This window comes from Burkholderia sp. Bp8994 (assembly GCF_003853805.1).
Lineage (GTDB): Bacteria > Pseudomonadota > Gammaproteobacteria > Burkholderiales > Burkholderiaceae > Burkholderia.
This window is the reverse complement of sequence record NZ_QTQH01000030.1, coordinates 23,980-40,863: the sequence shown is the minus strand read 5'-3', so window position 1 is coordinate 40,863 and position 16,884 is coordinate 23,980. Positions and strand designations below refer to the sequence as shown.

General features: G+C 67.2%; 15 protein-coding genes. 5 read left to right on the top strand and 10 right to left on the bottom strand.

The annotated features are described in order from the left end of the window. Positions 1–12: 12 nt before the first annotated feature. The 7 genes from DIE04_RS27255 to DIE04_RS27225 form a co-directional block, all read right to left on the bottom strand. Positions 13–1,221 (bottom strand): chromate transporter, encoded by a 1,209-nt coding sequence (locus tag DIE04_RS27255; protein WP_124487173.1) that lies wholly within the window; start codon positions 1,219–1,221, stop codon positions 13–15. A 207-nt stretch (positions 1,222–1,428) separates the two neighbouring features. Beyond that, positions 1,429–3,768, bottom strand: coding sequence for an EAL domain-containing protein (locus DIE04_RS27250; protein ID WP_124487174.1), 2,340 nt, complete (start codon positions 3,766–3,768; stop codon positions 1,429–1,431). Positions 3,769–3,988: 220 nt separating this feature from the next. Next, complete coding sequence (locus DIE04_RS27245; protein ID WP_124487175.1) at positions 3,989–4,870, bottom strand: PhzF family phenazine biosynthesis protein; 882 nt, start codon at positions 4,868–4,870, stop codon at positions 3,989–3,991. Between the two features lie 13 nt (positions 4,871–4,883). After that, positions 4,884–5,342, bottom strand: coding sequence for a RidA family protein (locus DIE04_RS27240; RefSeq protein ID WP_034190720.1), 459 nt, complete (start codon positions 5,340–5,342; stop codon positions 4,884–4,886). Positions 5,343–5,392: 50 nt separating this feature from the next. Next, entirely contained in the window at positions 5,393–6,574 is a 1,182-nt protein-coding gene (locus DIE04_RS27235) for a PLP-dependent aminotransferase family protein (RefSeq protein ID WP_124487176.1), read from the bottom strand. A gap of 152 nt (positions 6,575–6,726) precedes the next feature. After that, positions 6,727–7,635, bottom strand: coding sequence for a DMT family transporter (locus DIE04_RS27230; protein WP_124521591.1), 909 nt, complete (start codon positions 7,633–7,635; stop codon positions 6,727–6,729). Positions 7,636–7,690: 55 nt separating this feature from the next. Further along, on the bottom strand, positions 7,691–8,383 hold the full coding sequence (locus tag DIE04_RS27225) for a VOC family protein (protein ID WP_124521593.1): 693 nt from the start codon (positions 8,381–8,383) through the stop codon (positions 7,691–7,693). Positions 8,384–8,613: 230 nt separating this feature from the next. Between DIE04_RS27225 and DIE04_RS27220 the strand changes: the two genes are divergently transcribed. From DIE04_RS27220 to DIE04_RS27205, 4 genes are all read left to right on the top strand, one after another. Then, positions 8,614–10,074 carry a PLP-dependent aminotransferase family protein gene (locus DIE04_RS27220; RefSeq protein ID WP_124487178.1) on the top strand — a complete coding sequence of 487 codons (1,461 nt, stop codon included), beginning with the start codon at positions 8,614–8,616 and terminating at the stop codon, positions 10,072–10,074. Between the two features lie 158 nt (positions 10,075–10,232). Further along, complete coding sequence (gene htpG / locus DIE04_RS27215; protein WP_124521595.1) at positions 10,233–12,131, top strand: molecular chaperone HtpG; 1,899 nt, start codon at positions 10,233–10,235, stop codon at positions 12,129–12,131. Positions 12,132–12,139: 8 nt separating this feature from the next. Next, positions 12,140–12,739 carry a chorismate lyase gene (locus DIE04_RS27210; protein ID WP_044846453.1) on the top strand — a complete coding sequence of 200 codons (600 nt, stop codon included), beginning with the start codon at positions 12,140–12,142 and terminating at the stop codon, positions 12,737–12,739. Then, a complete protein-coding gene (locus DIE04_RS27205) occupies positions 12,739–13,215 on the top strand; it encodes a DNA-deoxyinosine glycosylase (RefSeq protein WP_044846432.1) in 477 nt (158 codons plus the stop codon). The genes DIE04_RS27210 and DIE04_RS27205 overlap by 1 nt, the downstream gene beginning before the upstream one ends. Before the next feature lie 35 nt (positions 13,216–13,250). Here DIE04_RS27205 and DIE04_RS27200 read toward each other — a convergent pair whose 3' ends face one another. Then, on the bottom strand, positions 13,251–14,054 hold the full coding sequence (locus DIE04_RS27200; RefSeq protein ID WP_124487181.1) for a hypothetical protein: 804 nt from the start codon (positions 14,052–14,054) through the stop codon (positions 13,251–13,253). 75 nt (positions 14,055–14,129) lie between these two features. Beyond that, positions 14,130–14,825 carry a mobilization protein gene (locus DIE04_RS27195; RefSeq protein ID WP_039319584.1) on the bottom strand — a complete coding sequence of 232 codons (696 nt, stop codon included), beginning with the start codon at positions 14,823–14,825 and terminating at the stop codon, positions 14,130–14,132. Between DIE04_RS27195 and DIE04_RS27190 the strand changes: the two genes are divergently transcribed. Further along, on the top strand, positions 14,824–15,012 hold the full coding sequence (locus tag DIE04_RS27190) for a hypothetical protein (RefSeq protein WP_124521597.1): 189 nt from the start codon (positions 14,824–14,826) through the stop codon (positions 15,010–15,012). The two genes, DIE04_RS27195 and DIE04_RS27190, sit on opposite strands and share 2 nt — an antisense overlap. 2 nt (positions 15,013–15,014) lie before the next feature. Here the strand turns inward: DIE04_RS27190 and DIE04_RS27185 are convergent, their stop codons facing one another. Next, a complete protein-coding gene (locus tag DIE04_RS27185) occupies positions 15,015–16,817 on the bottom strand; it encodes an alkaline phosphatase (RefSeq protein ID WP_124521599.1) in 1,803 nt (600 codons plus the stop codon). Between the last annotated feature and the right edge of the window lie 67 nt (positions 16,818–16,884).

The following is a 16,884-nucleotide window of genomic DNA, read 5'->3' as shown; positions in this document are numbered from 1 at the left end:
CGGGGCCAGCCGTCAGTGGGCGACGGCCCACAGCCACACGCCGCATGCGATCGCGACCGCACCGTAGACGGCATACACGGGCACCTTGAAGCGCGTGAAGCACAGCGTCGCGAAGGCGCCCGTGAGCCAATAGACGGGATCGGCCGGTTCGCGATGCAGGATCTTCACGACGGCGACGACGAGAAAGCCCGTCGTCGCCGCGCGCAGCAGGCGCATCCCGTGCTCGAAGCGCGAATGGCGCTTGAGCCGGAACAGATGGTTCTGCGCGAACACGACGAGACATCCCGACGGAATGAACAGCGCGGCGGTCGCGAGCAGCGCACCGCTCCAGCCGTCGGTCAGGTAGCCGAGAAACGGCACGACGTTCAGCAGCGGGCCGGGCGCCACCGGCGACAGCGCGAAGGCGAGCGTGAAGTCGCGATCGGAGATGCCGGTGGCCGGCGACACGAACAGCGTCTTGAGCACGGGCAGCGCGGAGAAGCCGCCGCCGAACAGCGTCATGCCGGCGCCGGCGAGCCGCGGCCACAGCAGCGTCTCCTGGTAGTCGCCGGGCAGCGGCAGTGCGAATACCGCGACGAGTACGGCCAGCAGCACGAGCAGGTTGCGGTCGCGTTTCGACAGCGTGACGTCGACCGTGGCGTGTTGCGGCGGCCCGGTGAGCCAGCCAGCTGCAAACGCCGCGAAAAGAATCCCGACGAAAGCGGCCGGACTATGCGCGAAAGCGAGCAGAATCGTCGACAGCGCGGCGATCACCTGTTCGAGCCGCGTGCGCGCGAGCGCGCGCCACTGCTTGACCCACGTGACGCCGATCAGCGCGGCAAGCACCATCCCGAAGTGATTGATCAGCACCGGCGCGGCCAGCGAGCGCACGACCGGCGTGCGGTAGAAGATCGCAAACAGCGTCATCAGCACGGAGAACGGAAGGACGCTCGCGATGCCGGCGACCCACGCGCCTGCGCGGCCGTGCAGCGTCTGGCCGACCTGCACGGCGACATTACAGCCGACGGGGCCTGGCACGAGCCATGCAAGGGCGACGAAATCGGCGAACACGTGCGGCTCGATGCGCTGCCACCGCTCGACGTAGTGGCGTTCGAGCTGCGCCATCATCGAAAGCCCGCCCCACGACAGCGCGGAAATGCCGGCGACGACCTTGAACAAGGCCCACAGGGATGCCTGTGCCTGTTCGACACGTTCGGCCGCTTCGACTTCGACGGTGGTCATGATGGTGTTGCGGTTGGCGCCGGGCCTGGTCTCGCGCATAGGGACGTGCCGGCGGCCCGCCGACACGATGGCCCTCCCGATTGTCCGCCGCGAGTCATGACACTGCCATGCGCGAAAACGCTAGTAAATGAACTAAACAACCGCATCGGAAGCCGAAATGATCGATGTGCCGCGCAACATGGGCCGTGCGGGTTGCAGGTTGCGGGTTCAGGCGCCGGTGCTGCCGGTCGCGCGGTGCGCGAGGACGTTCGGCCGGTTGCCGCGCACGCCGAAGCGCGCGATCAGCGCGGGGATCGCGTCGGCCGGCACGGGGCGCGAGAACAGGAAGCCCTGCGCCTCGATCTCGCCGAGCGCGGACAGCCATGCGATCTGCTCCTCGGTTTCGGTGCCTTCGACGACGACCGTCAGGCCGAGCGAGCGCGCGAGATGCACGATCGACGACACCATCACGCACACGCTGCGATCGTTCGGGATCGCCTGCACGAACGAGCGGTCGACCTTCAACGTATCGACGGAGAAGCGGTGCAGGTACGACAGCGACGAGTAGCCGGTGCCGAAGTCGTCGAGCGCGATCCGGATGCCGAGCTTCTTCAGCGCGACGATCTTCTCGGACACGAGCTCCGGATATTCCATCATCGCGGTCTCGGTGATCTCGAGCTCGAGCCGGTTCGCGTCGATGCCGGTGTCCTGCAGCGCCTGCGAAATCGTCTCGATCAGGTCGCCGCGCCAGAACTGTACCGGCGAGATGTTGACCGCGAGCGTCAGCGTGTCGTGGCCGTCGTCGCGCCAGCGCGCGATCTGTTCGCACGCGGTTCGGATCACGAAGTCGCCGATCGGCACGATCAGGCCCGTCGATTCGGCGATCGAAATGAATTCGTTCGCGGAGATGACCCCGTGCTCGGGGTGATCCCAACGCGCGAGCGCCTCGAAGCCGGTGATCGTGCGGTGCGTCAGGTCGATCTTCGGCTGGTACGCGAGGAACAGCTGCCCGTCGGCGAGCGCGACGCGCAGTTGCTGTTCCCAGCGCATCAGGTGATCCGCGCGATGCGACAGGTGCGGCGCGTAGAACTGGTAGCAGTTCTTGCCCGCATCCTTCGCGCTGTACATCGCGAGGTCGGCCTTCTTCAGCAGGTCGATTTCGCTTTCGTTCGCGACGGTGTGCAGCGCGATGCCGATGCTCGCATGCAGCACGAACGAACTGCCGCGCACGTCGAACGGCTCGCCGAACATCCGGATGATCGCTTCCGCGAGCCGCACCGCGCGCCGTTCGACGTCGTCGCCCTTCATCACGACGACGAACTCGTCGCCGCCGATCCGTGCGAGCGAGCCTTCGTCGCCGACGGCATCCGACAGGCGCGACGCGGTCATCTGCAGCACGATGTCGCCGGCGTTGTGGCCGAGCGTGTCGTTGACGGTCTTGAAGTTGTCGAGGTCGATGAACAGCAGGCCGAGCCGCGACAGGCTGGCCGGCATCGACACGTCGTTGCGCAGCCCGCGCAGGGTCGCGTAGCGGTTCGCGAGGCCGGTGAGCAGGTCGTATTCGGCGAGCTGGGTCATCTCGCGCTCGCGGCCGAGCAGCTTGCCGATCAGCCCCGTCGCGACGCCGAAGAACGCGAGCATCGCGAGCGTGATGAAGCTCGTCATCAGCAGGTAGACGTTGCGCGTATGGTAGTAGTCCGCGTATTCCTCGGTCTGCGACAGCCCGACCATCACGGCGAGCGGGTAGCCGTCGAGGTGGCGGTACGACACGATGCGCGTGACGCCGTCGATCGGGTCGATGATCGTGCCCGTGACGCGCTCGGCGATCGGGTAGACGCCCGATGCGGAGAACGCCCCCGGTGCGTTGTTGAGCGAGCCGGTGCGCCGCGCGAGCACGGCACCCGTATCCGACACGACGGAGATCACGCCTTCCTTGCCGATCGCCGCGTTGTTGTAGAAGTCGTTCGTGAAGTAGCTCGGGTCTTCCGACACCACGACGATGCCGGCGAAGCTGCCGTCCGGGTTGTTCAGGCGCCGCGTCATCTGCAGCGTCCAGTGGCTCGACACGCGGCCGAGCACGGGCTTGCTGATGTACAGGCGATCGTCGTTGTGCGCGAGGTGGACCTTGAAGTGCTCGCGGTCGGACAGGTTGATCGGTTTCGGGTGGAGTTCGGCCGTGTTCGCGAACAGGATGCCCTTCGCGTTGACGAGCGAAACCTGGATCAGCGTGTCGCTCGGCACGACGCCTTTTTCGACCGTGCTCGCGAGGTTGAAGCGCGCGGGCGATTTCTCGAATTCGAACTTGACGAAGCGGGTGATCTGGTCGACCTGGTGGATCGCCTTGACCGTGTGCTGTTCGAGCGCGGACGACAGGATCGCCGCGGAAGCCGCCGCTTCCTTGTACGCGCTGTCCTTTTCGACCGACAGCCGCGCGATGATCACGGCCCACAGCAGCGCGAGCGCGAGCATCCCGAGCAGCGGGATCGCGAACAGCGCGCGCCGGCGCGACTTGCGTGGCGCGCGTAGCGGCCGGTTCGGCGGCGGGTGGTTTGACCGGGCGGAGCTCATCGAAGAGGGCGGCGTCCTGCTCGCGTGCGCCATCCCGCGTCGGGATGGCCGGCTATGGTTGGGGTCGCACCGGCGTCTGTTCGTACGCGGGATGCGCAACCATGGACAGACCCGCCGAAGCGACGGATTAGGCCCGATATTACTGGCTGGAACGTTTTTGCGATAGCCGGGGGAATCGTAGGGCGCCGGCCGGGCCGGCGCCATCGCACATCGCGAAATGTTACACGGGGGACCGGAAGGTGCCGTCGACGACCGTGACGACGTGGCCGCCGATCCACGTGGTGCCGTCTTCGGCATAGCTGACGAAGATGCGGCCGTCGCGGCCGATCGCCGTGCCCTGGCGGGCCGTATACGACTGGCCGGGGCGGCGTCCCTGCCGCGTCAGCAGCCCGGCCAGCGCGGCGTTTGCGCTGCCGGTGACCGGGTCCTCGCCGAAGCCGAAGTCGCCGCCCGTCATCAGGCAGCGGATTTCGAAGGTCGCGGGACCGCCTTCGGCATGCGGCGCGTAGACCGCGAGGCCGTCCGTGCCGTAGCGGCGCGTGAGCGCCTCCAGCGCGGCCGGATCGGGCGCCAGCCCGATGCACGCGTCGGCCGACTTCAGCCGCACGACCAGCCACGGCGCGCCATTGTCGATCGCGCACGGCTCGGCTTCCAGGTCGATCGCGTCGCTGCGCAACGCGGCCACCAGTGCCGGGTAGTCCGAACGGTCGAGCGGCGTGAACCGTGCCGGCGGCGCGGCAAATGCCCAGCCATCGGCCTGTTCGCGCAGTTCGACCAGGCCGACCCCGCATTGCTGGACCAGCCGGCCCGGCGTGCGCGGCCGCGCGCCGCTTTCCAGGAACGCATGCGCGGTGCCGAGCGTCGGGTGGCCGGCGAACGGCAGCTCGCCCGCCGTCGTGAAGATCCGCACGCGGTAGTCGGCGCCCGGATCGGTCGGCGTGCAGACGAACGTGGTTTCCGACAGGTTCGTCCAGCGGGCGATCGCGAGCATGGCGTCGTCGCCGAGCGAGTCGGCGTCGAACACCACGGCGAGCGGGTTGCCCTTGAACAGCACCGACGTGAACACGTCGACCTGCTTGAAGCGGACGAGACGACCGGTCACCTCGATGCCCCCGTTACGCGACTTCGGCGATCAGTTCGATCTCGACGCACGCGCCGAGCGGAATCTGCGCGACGCCGAACGCCGAACGCGCGTGCTTGCCGGCGTCGCCGAACACCTCGGCGATCAGTTCCGACGCACCGTTCGTCACGACGTGCTGTTCGGTGAAGTCGAGCGTCGAGTTGACGAGGCTCATCAGCTTCACGATGCGCGTGACCTTGTTCAGGTCGCCCGTGTGCGCGTGCAGCGTCGCGAGCAGGTCGATCGCGATCGCGCGCGCAGCCGCCTTGCCGTCTTCCGTCTGCAGGTCCGCGCCGAGCTTGCCGGCCCAGACCTTGCCGTCCTTCTTCGCAATGTGGCCCGACAGGTAGACCGTGTTGCCGCTTTGCGCGCTCATCACGTAGGCGGCGGCCGGTGCGCCGGCGGTCGGGAGCTCGATGCCGAGCGACTTCAGCTTGTCGTAGACGTTAGCCATGGATTCGATTCCTCGTGGATCGTAGAGAGTCGTGACAGGGAAAAAGCGGATCAGAGACGCTCGCGCAGCAGCTTGCCGAGGCGCGCGACGCCTTCCTCGATCTTCTCCGGCGGCACCGTCACGAACGACAGGCGCAGCGTGTTCTGCTGCGGGTCGTTCGCGAAGAACGGCGCGCCCGGCACGAAGGCGACGTGGTTGGCGACCGCGGCCTCGAGCAGCTTCATGCTGTCGATCTGCGCGGGCAGGTTCACCCAGATGAACATGCCGCCGTCCGGGCGGTTCCACGTGACGCCTTCCGGCATGTGGCGCGCGAGCGACGCGAGCATCGCCTCGCATTGCGCGCCGTACAGCTGGCGGATCGTCGGGATGTGCTCGTCGAGGAAGCCGTCCTTGATCACTTCGTGCGCGATGCGCTGCGTGAGCGTCGGCGTGTGCAGGTCGGTGGCCTGCTTGGCCTGCACGAGCTTGAAGTGGAGTTCCTCGGGGGCAATGATGTAGCCGATCCGCAGGCCCGGCGCGAGCACCTTCGAGAACGTGCCGAGGTGCACGATATGGTCGGGCGCCATCGACAGCATCGTCGGCAGCGGCTCGCCCTGGTAGTTCAGTGCGCCGTACGGGTCGTCTTCCAGCACCGGGAACGGGCTCGACTGCGCGAACGCGGCGAGCGCGCGGCGGCGCTCGACGGGCAGGCGGCGGCCGGTCGGGTTCTGGAAGTTCGGCTGCGCGTACAGCAGGCGCGCGCCTTGCGTGAGCGCGGGCGTGAGGCCTTCGGGCAGCAGGCCCTGCTCGTCGGTCGGCACCTGCACGTAGCGCGGCTCGTACAGCGAGAACGACTGCAGCGCGCCGAGGTAGGTCGGGGTTTCGACGAGGATCGGGCTGTCCGGATCGATCAGCGCCTTGCCGAGCAGGTCGAGCGCCTGCTGCGAGCCGGTCGTGATCAGCACCTGCGACACGCGCACGCTGTAGCGCTCGGCGATCCATTCGCGCAGCGGCAGGTAGCCTTCGGTCGCGCTGTACTGGAGTGCGGCGGCGGGCGCATCGCGCAGCACGCGGTCGGCCGCGGCGCGCATGCGCTCGGCCGGGAACGTCGCGGGAGCGGGCAGGCCGCCTGCGAACGAGATGACCTCGGGGCGTTCCGTGACCTTCAGGATCTCGCGGATCGCAGAGCTCGTCAGCTTGCGGGCGCGTTCGGAAAGCTGCCAGTGCGGCGGATGCAGGTCGCTCGGATTCATAGTCTCCTCGTTCGGATATCGTGGTCAGTCAAGAAAGGTCGGTCAGGCAGATTGCGTCGACGCAGCCGGGTGGGCGTGCGGGAGCGCGATCGGGCCGTCGCGGCCGGGTGGGCAAAACCGTTCAGGCAAAACGGACATTATGGCGCACCTCATCAACCGGCGCGAGCGGGACGCGGGGCCGTGGCCACCGCCGAGCGCCGGCCGAGCATCACGGTCGCGATCACGGCGGCCGCGAACAGCCAGGTCGACGGCATCACCGTTTCGCCGAACAGCAGCGCGGAAAAGGCGATCGTGAAGAAGATCTGCAGCAGTTGCACCTGGCCGACGCGCGCGATGCCGCCCATGGCGAGCCCCGCGTACCACGCGAAAAAGCCGATGAATTGCGAAAAGAGGGTCACGTAGCCGAACGCGAGCCACGTGCGCAGCGCGAGCGGGGCAGGGTGCGCGGCGTGCTGCGTCCATGCGAGCCAGCCGACCGGCAGCACGAGGAACGGCGCGGACACGACGAGCGCCCAGCAGATCACCTGCCAGCCGCCGATCTGGCGCGCGAGGCGCGCGCCTTCCGCATAGCCGAGCGCGCCGATGCCGACCGCGACGAGCATCAGCGCGTCGCCGGCCTGCACCGTCCCGCCGCCGTCGCGCAGCGCGAACGCGATCACCAGCGCGCTGCCGGCCAGCGCACTGGCCCAGAACGCCTTCGACGGCCGTTCATGCGACAGCCACGCCGCGTACAGCGCGACGAACAGCGGCTGCAGGCCGTTGACGACCGCGCCGTGCGACGCCGGCACGGTCTTCATCGCCCACGCGGAGAACACCGGATACGCGATGATCACGCCGGCCGACACGACCGCGAGGCTTTTCAGTTGCGCGCGGGTCGGCAGCCGTTCGCGGCGCCACCACAGCAGCAGGCCGGCCGGCACCGACGCGGCGAGCGCGCGGCCGAGCCCGTTCAGCAGCGGGTTGAGTTCGGAGACGACGATACGCGTCATCGGCAGCGTGAGGCTGAAGATCATCACGCCGATGAGGCCGAGCAGCATGCCCCGGGTTTCGCGCGAATTCATGGACTGGGTGTCTCCGTATTGCAGGGTTCGGGTAATCGAAAGGGCGCCGGGGCGGTCAGCGCAGCGTGCGTGCGCCCTGCGGCGTGTCGAATTCGGCGACGAGCGCCGGCGGGCCGTCGCCGGTGTCGAGGTCGAGCAGATGGCCGGCGCCGAGCCAGTCGAGCTGCTCGCGGACGGCATCCGCACGCGGGTGGACGCCCTTGAGCGCCTTCAGCGCGACGCCGTTGTCCGGCAGCGATTCGGCCGGATGGCGCGGGCTGTCCCACTGGATCAGCGACGGCACGAGGCCGTCGCCGGCGCCTTGCCATGCGGGGAACGCGCCGTCGTCGGGCACCGTGAGGCCCCAGCTCAGGTCGCCGCGCCGCATCGCGACGACCGGTGCGATGCGCGTCGGGTACTGGCTTTGCCACAGCGCGAGCCGGCGCGGGCGGTCGACGCGCGCGACCCAGTGCGCGAGGAACGGGCCCTGCGCGAGCCGCGCGTGCATCGCCGGATCGTCGAGGCCGAACAGCCGCGCGCGCGGCGGCGTGGCGTCGTCGCCTGCCATGGGCGCGTCGGGATCGATCGCGATCACTTCGAGGTACAGCCCGCCCCACGCGCCGAACAGCGCGTTGTGGGTGCGCATCAGCGGATGGCGGCCGCCGCCGGCCGGTTCGATGCCGAGCGCGTCGGCGACGTGGCGCACGCCTTCGTCGAGCGTACGCGCGGCGATCACGAGATGGTCGAGGGTCAGGGAGCGGGCTGGCATGAACGTCGGTCGGGAAGCGAAAGTGTCATGGTGGGCGGGCGACGCGCGGGACGGTTGGGCGGCCGACCGGTGTCCGGCCGCGAATGCAGGCCGGACGGGGCTGCGCCGCATACGGCAGGGCCGGAACGGCGGCCGCACGATCGCCATTCCGGTCAACTGTAATCGTCGGCACCGGCACAGTAACGGTACAATCGGCGCGATAGCCTTCGGTACAGTTGGAGCCGCCGCCCATGTCCACCGTCCCACTCGCCCAGATTCCCGCGCCGCACGATACGGCCACGCTCACGCTCGTCGACCAGCTCGTCCAGTGGGCGCGGCGCCGCATCGACGAACGCGTGTTCCGGCCCGGCATGCGGATGCCGTCGATCCGCAAGCTCGCGCTCGACAAGAGCGTGTCGCGCTTCACCGTGGTGGAAGCGTACGAACGGCTCGTCGCGCAGGGCTACCTCGACTCGCGGCGCGGCTCGGGCTTTTACGTGCGCGAGCGCACGGCCACCGGCCCGCTGCCGGCCGACAACGTGGTGCGCGTGGCCGAGGCCGCGCCGGTGCACAACACGATCGACGTGGTCTGGCTGCTGCGCAACATGCTGCATACCGCCAGCCCGGAAAAAGGGCCGGGTCTCGGCTACCTGCCGGGCCGCTGGCTCGACGGCGAGCTGATCACCGGTGCGCTGCGCGCGCTCGGGCGCCAGTCCGGCGCGCAGATGCTCGGTTTCGGCACCGCGCAGGGTTTCCTGCCGCTGCGCCAGCAGCTGCAGACGCGGCTCGCGGAAGTCGAGATCGGCGCGAAGCCCGAGCAGCTCGTGCTGGTGTCGGGCATCACGCAGGCGATCGACCTGATCTCGCGGATCTACGTGCGTCCCGGCGATGCGGTGATCGTCGGCGATCCCGCGTGGTTCCAGATGTTCGGCCGCTTCGCGTCGCAGGGCGCGCAACTGGTCGGGATGCCCTATACGCCGGACGGCCCCGATCTCGACGCGCTGGAAACGCTCGTGCAGATGTGGCGGCCGAAGATGCTCGTGATCAATTCGGTGCTGCAGAACCCGACCGGCACGTCGCTGTCGGCCGCGCAGGCGTTCCGGATCCTGAAGCTCGCGGAGGCGTACGATTTCCTCGTCGTCGAGGACGACGTGTACGGCGACCTGTGCCCGCCGAGCTATTCGGCCACGCGGCTCGCGAGCCTCGACCAGTTGAAGCGCGTGATCTACCTGGGCAGCTATTCGAAGACGCTCGCGGCGAATTTGCGGGTCGGCTATGTCGCCTGCGCGCCGGAGATCGCGAAGGCGGTCACCGACCAGAAGATGCTGGTCGGGATGACGACGCCGGAGCTCAACGAGCGCGTGTTGTACAAGATCCTGACCGAAGGGCACTACCGGCGCCACGTCGAGCGGCTGCGCGCGCGGCTCGACGGCGTGCGCGACAAGACCGCGCGCATGCTCGAGCGTACCGGGCTGCGGCTCTTCACGATGCCGGCGGCCGGGATGTTCCTGTGGGCCGACACGGGCGTCGATTCGGATGCGCTCGCGGCCGCCGCGCACGAGGAAGGCTTCCTGCTGACGCCGGGGAGCCTGTTCTCGCCGCAGCAGTCGTCGTCGACATGGACGCGCTTCAATGTCGCGAACTGCGGCGATCCGGCGCTGCCGGGGTTTCTCGCGCGCTATATCGAATCGGCGGCGCGGCGCGCGTCGTGACGCCGGGCGGCACGCCGCCCTTGAAATGCGCTCGCCCGTCCCCAGATACCCGCGCAAACCGCCTGCGCCAGGCGGTCGTCCTTGACGGGCCCGCCGGCATCGCGCGCCGGCGCACCCGCGCTACACCATTCAAGTTCAAGTAAGAGGAAACAGCATCCATGGCACACGAAACGATGAGCTTTCAGGCAGAGGTCAAGCAACTCCTCCACCTGATGATTCATTCGCTCTACAGCAACAAGGAAATCTTCCTGCGCGAACTGGTGTCGAACGCGTCCGACGCGGCCGACAAGCTGCGTTTCGAAGGGCTCGCGGACAACGCGCTGTACGAGAACGATCCGAACCTGCGCATCCGCATCGGCTTCGACAAGGCGGTACGCACGATCACGATCGAGGACAACGGCATCGGCATGAGCCGCGACGAGGCGATCGCGAACCTCGGCACGATCGCGCGTTCGGGCACCAAGGAATTCTTCACGAAGCTGTCCGGCGACCAGCAGAAGGATGCGGCGCTGATCGGCCAGTTCGGCGTCGGCTTCTACTCGGGCTTCATCGTCGCGGACAGGATCACCGTCGAGACGCGCCGCGCCGGCCTGCCGGCGAACGAAGCCGTGCGCTGGGAAAGCGCGGGCGAGGGCGATTTCACGATCGACGCGATCGAGCGCGCGCAGCGCGGCACGAAGATCACGCTGCACCTGCGCGAAGGCGAGGACGAGCTGCTGTCGTCGCACCGCCTGAAGTCGATCATCCAGAAGTATTCCGATCACATCGCGCTGCCGATCCTGATGCAGAAGGAAGAGTGGGATCAGGAAAAGGGCGAGATGGTCCTGAAGGACGAGGACGAGACGGTCAACCAGGCGAGCGCACTGTGGACGCGTTCGAAGAGCGACGTCACCGACGAACAGTACACGCAGTTCTACCAGCACATCGCGCACGACCACCAGGATCCGCTCACGTGGACCCACAACCGCGTCGAGGGCCGCAGCGAATACACGCAGCTGCTGTTCGTGCCGGCGCACGCGCCGTTCGACCTGTGGAACCGCGACTACCGCGGCGGCCTGAAGCTGTACGTGAAGCGCGTGTTCATCATGGACGACGCCGAGCAGCTGTTGCCGCAATACCTGCGCTTCGTGAAGGGCGTCGTCGATTCGGCCGACCTGCCGCTCAACGTATCGCGTGAAATCCTGCAGGAAAGCCGTGACGTGAAGGCGATCCGCGAAGGCGTGACCAAGCGCGCGCTGTCGATGCTCGAGGAGCTCGCGAACGCGGAAGAGGATGCCGGCAAGGAGAAGTACAAGACGTTCTGGAGCGCGTTCGGCCAGGTGCTGAAGGAAGGCCTTGGCGAGGATCACGCGAACCGCGAGCGCATCGCGAAGCTGCTGCGCTTCGCGTCGACGCACGGCGACACCAACGCGCAGGACGTGTCGCTCGCCGACTACGTGTCGCGCATGAAGCCCGAGCAGAGCAAGATCTACTACGTGACCGCCGATACGTGGCAGGCCGCGAAGAACAGCCCGCACCTGGAGGTGTTCCGCAAGAAGGGTGTCGAGGTGCTGCTGCTGACCGATCGCGTCGACGAATGGATGCTGTCGTTCCTGCACGAGTTCGACGGCAAGCCGCTCGCGAGCGTGGCGCGCGGCGATCTCGACCTCGGCGAGCTGAACGACGAGGAAAAGAAGGCGCAGGAGCAGGCGGGCGAGGCAATCAAGCCGGTCGTCGAGAAGATGAAGGAAGCGCTCGGCGACAAGGTGAAGGAAGTGCGCGTCACGTTCCGCCTGACCGATTCGCCGTCGTGCCTCGTCGCCGACGACAACGACATGAGCGGCTATCTGCAGCGGATGCTGAAGGCGGCCGGCCAGAACGCGCCGGCGATGCAGCCGATCCTCGAAATCAATCCGGAGCATGCGCTGGTGAAGCAGCTGAACGCCGATAGCGCCAACTTCGGCGACTGGTGCCATCTGCTGTTCGACCAGGCGTTGCTGGCCGAAGGCGGGATGCTCGACGATCCGGCGAGCTTCGTGAAGCGGACCAACGCGCTGCTGCTGTCGCGCACCGCGTGAACACGCGAATGCGATTCGACGGCGCACGGGCGGGCTGGCGCGACACGCCCCGGCCCGGCTGCACGCTCGACCAGCGCGACTGGCTCACGCGCGGCGGTTCGCTGACCGCGCATCTCGCGCGGCTTGGCAGCGTGAGCGTGCGCGTGACGCGCGAGGCCGTCGACTGTCCGTGGTTCGACGAGCCGGACGCGCTCGACAGTGCGCCGCGCGCGCCGATGTGGGTTCGCGAGGTGATCCTGTCGGTCGACGGCACGCCGTACGTCGCCGCGCACAGCATCGCGCCGCTCGCGGCCAGCAAGGGCGTGTGGCAGGCGATGCGGCGGCTGCGCACGCGGCCGCTCGCGGAGCTGCTGTACAGCGATCCGCAGGTCGAGCGCTCCGCGCTCGTCAGCCGGCGCGTGATCGCAGGTCATCCGCTGTATGCGCTCGCGAGCCATGCGCTCGGCGCGGGCGTGCGCGCGCCGCATGCGTTCGCCGCGCGGCGCTCGGTGTTCCAGCGGCGCGGCAAGCCGCTGATGGTCACCGAATGCATGTTGCCCGCGCTGTGGCGCCATCTCGATGCGCACGGCGACGGGCCGCGCTCCGTCGGACCGCGCGGAGCAGCGTGATGCTGCAAGGCTTTCCGCCGGTCGTCGGGCCGCATACGCATACGATGATTCTCGGCAGCTTTCCGGGCGAGGCGTCGCTCGATGCCGCGCAGTACTACGCGCATCCGCGCAACCAGTTCTGGCGGTTGCTCGGTGCGGTGCTCGGCGAACCCGGGCTGCACGAACTCGTGTATGACGCGCGGCTCGAACGCGTGCTTGCGCACGGCATCGGCATCTGGGACGTGCTCGATGCATGCCATCGCAAAGGCAGTCTCGATTCGGCGATCCGGAATGCGAAGCCGAACGACTTTGCTTCGTTGCGCGAGCATGCGCCGTTGCTGAAGAAAGTCTGCTTCAACGGCAAGACGGCAGGGCGGTTTGCCGATGTGATCGGCGCGGCGGGTTATGAAACGCTCGTGTTGCCTTCGTCGAGTCCGGCGAATGCGACGTTGTCGTTCGAACAGAAACTGGTGCTCTGGCGCGCCCTTCGCACCTGAGGCGCGCCGGATTCCGAGTATCCGGTGAAGCGGTATCAGGTGGGCGGCGGCAGGTGCCTGGCGCCCCTGGCCGCGGCAATGCGACCTTGTGCAGCGACGAGTTGGTCGTCGGTGGTCGCCACCAGCCACAGACGTGCGTGCTCCTCGATCCGGCGGTTGTGGTCCTTCAACGGACCCATCGCGGCAGCGGCCTTCCAGACCACCGGGCCGATTCGGCTACTCCTGCCCGACGGCGCGCCTACCAGCAGGCAGTAAGGTCCCAGCGGAAGCGATACGAACGGAAGTGCCGGACTGGCGCTCACGCGCCAGTCGATGAACGGTGTGTCGCTGATCAGCAGCGGCGTGGGCAAGCCGTAGAGCACACTGAAATCGTACAGCGCCAGCTGCTCTCGCATGGCGACGTAAATTCGACGGATGTCGTCGACAACCGCCGCGCGGATCTCGTCGTCGAACATGGCTTCCTGCGCGTAGCGGGCAAACGCCTGTCGAGCCTCCCGTTGATACGCGCTGAACAGGCCGATCTCCACGCAGTCCTGCACCGCGCGCTGAACCTCCGCTACAGAACCGGCTTCCCCTGGCGTGCCTAGTTGCGCAGCCCGCAAAAAGCGGGCAAGTCCTTCCTCGTGGATCGCAGGACCCTCCGCGGATGCGTCGTCGTCAGTGTTCATGCCCAGCGGCACGTAGATATATTTCTCGGCAGCGAAATGCGATTTCTTGCCTGCATCGAACTTGATTTCGCCATCGACGCAGTCGAGATAGCGCGTCCCGATTCGGCCGTGCTCCCAAACCCAATTCTTCAGGAACGGACGGAGTGGATGCAGTCTGTCGTGATCGGCCATCGCAACCTCCAGGTTTCCGTGTATGAGCCATTCCGGCAACGCGCCGCACCCTCCGCGCCGTCGCAGGGGCCCGCACTACAACGCGAGCGTACCCAGCTCCTCATAAGTACGATGCAGCCAGACCTTGACGCGCTGCCGCTCCAGCAAGCCGAGCCCCGTGGCGGCGCGGTCGGGATGATTGACCGCCGCCCAGAAGCTCGCGCTTTGACGATCGATCTTCTGCATCGTCGTGTCGGGCAGGCGGCGCAGCGTAATCACGCTGGCGCCGAGGGCCTCGGCCCGCTCGCGTTCGCCGGACGCCTCCAGAATCTCGAAGCGATCGCCGCGGACTTCATTCAGTACCAGCACCAGCCTGATGCGTCCACCGAATTCGTCGAGCCAATGCCGCAGCAGATCGACCGAATCGCGTCCGGTGTCCATCACGTGCCACCACGTCAACGTGAGGCCGTGTTCTTCGGCAAAATCCAGCACGTCCGAATCGTCGAGCCATCTTGCGAGCGACTGCCGCGTCTGGGCCGCGAGGTCGACCAGTATGCGCCGCTGCGGATCTTCGAGCGCCGATTCCATGACCGGATCGAGGCTGTCATGCTGGTCGAGCACGGCAGGCGCGGCAAAATCGGCATAGAACCGCAGTAGCGCGCCGTGCGATCGGTCGGTATCGAAGCCCATGAAGGGCACGCTCCGATCGATGAAATACTGGGCCAGCACACGGGCGGCGAGCGATTTGCCGACGCCGCCTTTTTCCCCGCCGATGAAGTGGATGTGACTCATGATTACGAAATCCCGTGTGATGGAGCCGGTATGGCCGGAACGGATGTTGGCAGGCTTCGATGACGTTACGGCGTATCAGGTCACGTCGAAAGAAAATGCAGGTGCGACAGCAGCATGCTGTCTGATCGACGCCGATGTCAAACTGAACAAAATGGCAGCGCCAGCATGCGCCATCTCTGAAGCGTGACCCTAGAAGCGCTCGACGCGCACCTCGACCGAGTCCTTGGGCACGGTCAGGAGCGTGCGGTCGAGCAGGGCCTCCGCGGGCGCGGTGCCGTCCGGGTTCAGCGGCCTTACTTTGTTGAACACCACGCAAAAAAGCTCCGGCGTGACGGTGGCTGACGCATAGCCCTGTGCGTCGTGGTCGGCGTGGCGCAGATCGGGGTTGTTCGTCGTCAGGAAGGTGTCGAGTTTGGCCGGGGTGGAGGCCAGCGATGCAAACGGCGTGCCGCTCCATGCGGCTTTCAGGTAGGAATAGAAGGACGCGCTGCTGATGCCTGCGCAGACGAAGTCGACGGCCACGGGCGTGCCTTTTGCAGGGTCGGGGTCGTCCCGCACGACGCCGCACTGAAACGCATGCAGGTCCCCGCTGATCGCGACGACGTTGCGGATTCCCTGCTCGTTCAGGTATGAGAGCAGTTCGTGCTTGTGCGCCGGATAGCCGTCCCATGCGTCGCAATCGACCACGAGGCGTGCTGCCGGTGTCTGCGGCGCGCCTGGCATCACGGCCCACAGACGGTTCAACATCACCTCGTTGCCCCACACCTTCCAGGTCGCGGGCGAACCTTTCATCGTGGCCTTCCACCATTGCGTCTGCTCCGGGCCGAGCATCGACGGCGCGCGACCAAGCTGCGCGGCAGCCTGCGCCTCCAGGCGCTGCAGCACACCCTGGTTGACGAAGTAGCGCGAGCCGGCTGCGTCGTCGCCGTTGACCGGGTCGTGCCCGCGTGTACGCGCGACAGACGCCTCGCTGACGACATGGTCGTCGCGATACAGCCGCTCGTCCGTCATCACGAGATGCATCAGCGTGCCGAAGCGAAATTCGCGATAGATACGAATGTTGGTGTACGACGGATTGTCCGGTTCGAAGCGCACGTCGCTCCAGTCCACCGGCATGTACTCCGCCCACGCGCGACTGGCGTTGCGGCGGCGCTGCGTCTCCTGCCTTTCCTCGTTGGTGTAGACCTGGTGATCCTGCCAGCAGTCGTCGGAAAATTCGTGGTCGTCCCATATCGCGATCATCGGCAGGCGCTGGTGCAGCGTCTGCAAGCGCGCGTCGGTACGATAAGTGCGATAGAGCGTCCGATAGTCTTCGAGCGTATCGGCATACACGCGGCCATCGGCGAGCGGCTTTCCGTCAGGCAGGCGCAGCGGCGGGTGCGCCGCCTCGACCGTGCCGGGTCTCGAGGCCCCAACCGTCTCATAGATGTAATCGCCCACATGCACGACGAAATCGAGATCGCTTTCGGCTGCCAGCAGGCGCATGGCTTGCCAGTGATTGATGCTCCAGTCCTGGCAGGTGAGCCATGCGAAGCGAACGCGGTGGTTGGCCTCGTCGGCATCCGGAGCCGTGCGCGCGACGCCGGTGGCACTCACGTCGCCGCCGGCGACGAACCGGTAGTGGTACGTGAGATTCGGTGCGAGCTGCGTTACCTTCGCGCGCACGGTGAAGTCATAGGTGGCGCGTGCTCCCAACGGGACGCTGGCGACGAGCGTCGAGAAATCCGGCCGCGTCGATACTTCGAGTCGTAACGGGATCGTGTGCGCGACGCCTTTCGCGCGGTGCCGCGCGTTCTCGGCGACGGGCACGCAGCGCGTCCAGAACACGACGGAGCGATCGCGCGGATCACCGCTGGCGACGCCTTGCGGGAACCGATACCTGCCCTTGCGCGCGGTGCCGGCAGATCGGGCCGACAGCGGAACGACGAGCGTACCGGTGGCTGCCGCAACCGTGAAAAAGGTCGACGACTTGAGGAAATGGCGGCGATCCATCGATCCTCCCGATCGACATACCAAGGATGCCAGGAGAGGAGCGTCGCGACGCAGCAGTACGCGATCG

Coding starts and splice junctions, on each gene's coding strand:
- DIE04_RS27225 (WP_124521593.1), bottom strand. CDS start 8,383: ATGCCAGCCCGCTCCCTGACCCTCGACCATCTCGTGATCGCCGCGCGT.
- DIE04_RS27200 (WP_124487181.1), bottom strand. CDS start 14,054: ATGGCCGATCACGACAGACTGCATCCACTCCGTCCGTTCCTGAAGAAT.
- DIE04_RS27205 (WP_044846432.1), top strand. CDS start 12,739: ATGCTGCAAGGCTTTCCGCCGGTCGTCGGGCCGCATACGCATACGATG.
- DIE04_RS27185 (WP_124521599.1), bottom strand. CDS start 16,817: ATGGATCGCCGCCATTTCCTCAAGTCGTCGACCTTTTTCACGGTTGCG.
- DIE04_RS27230 (WP_124521591.1), bottom strand. CDS start 7,635: ATGAATTCGCGCGAAACCCGGGGCATGCTGCTCGGCCTCATCGGCGTG.
- DIE04_RS27250 (WP_124487174.1), bottom strand. CDS start 3,768: ATGAGCTCCGCCCGGTCAAACCACCCGCCGCCGAACCGGCCGCTACGC.
- DIE04_RS27190 (WP_124521597.1), top strand. CDS start 14,824: ATGATTACGAAATCCCGTGTGATGGAGCCGGTATGGCCGGAACGGATG.
- DIE04_RS27240 (WP_034190720.1), bottom strand. CDS start 5,342: ATGGCTAACGTCTACGACAAGCTGAAGTCGCTCGGCATCGAGCTCCCG.
- DIE04_RS27195 (WP_039319584.1), bottom strand. CDS start 14,825: ATGAGTCACATCCACTTCATCGGCGGGGAAAAAGGCGGCGTCGGCAAA.
- DIE04_RS27220 (WP_124487178.1), top strand. CDS start 8,614: ATGTCCACCGTCCCACTCGCCCAGATTCCCGCGCCGCACGATACGGCC.
- DIE04_RS27235 (WP_124487176.1), bottom strand. CDS start 6,574: ATGAATCCGAGCGACCTGCATCCGCCGCACTGGCAGCTTTCCGAACGC.
- htpG (WP_124521595.1), top strand. CDS start 10,233: ATGGCACACGAAACGATGAGCTTTCAGGCAGAGGTCAAGCAACTCCTC.
- DIE04_RS27210 (WP_044846453.1), top strand. CDS start 12,140: ATGCGATTCGACGGCGCACGGGCGGGCTGGCGCGACACGCCCCGGCCC.
- DIE04_RS27255 (WP_124487173.1), bottom strand. CDS start 1,221: ATGACCACCGTCGAAGTCGAAGCGGCCGAACGTGTCGAACAGGCACAG.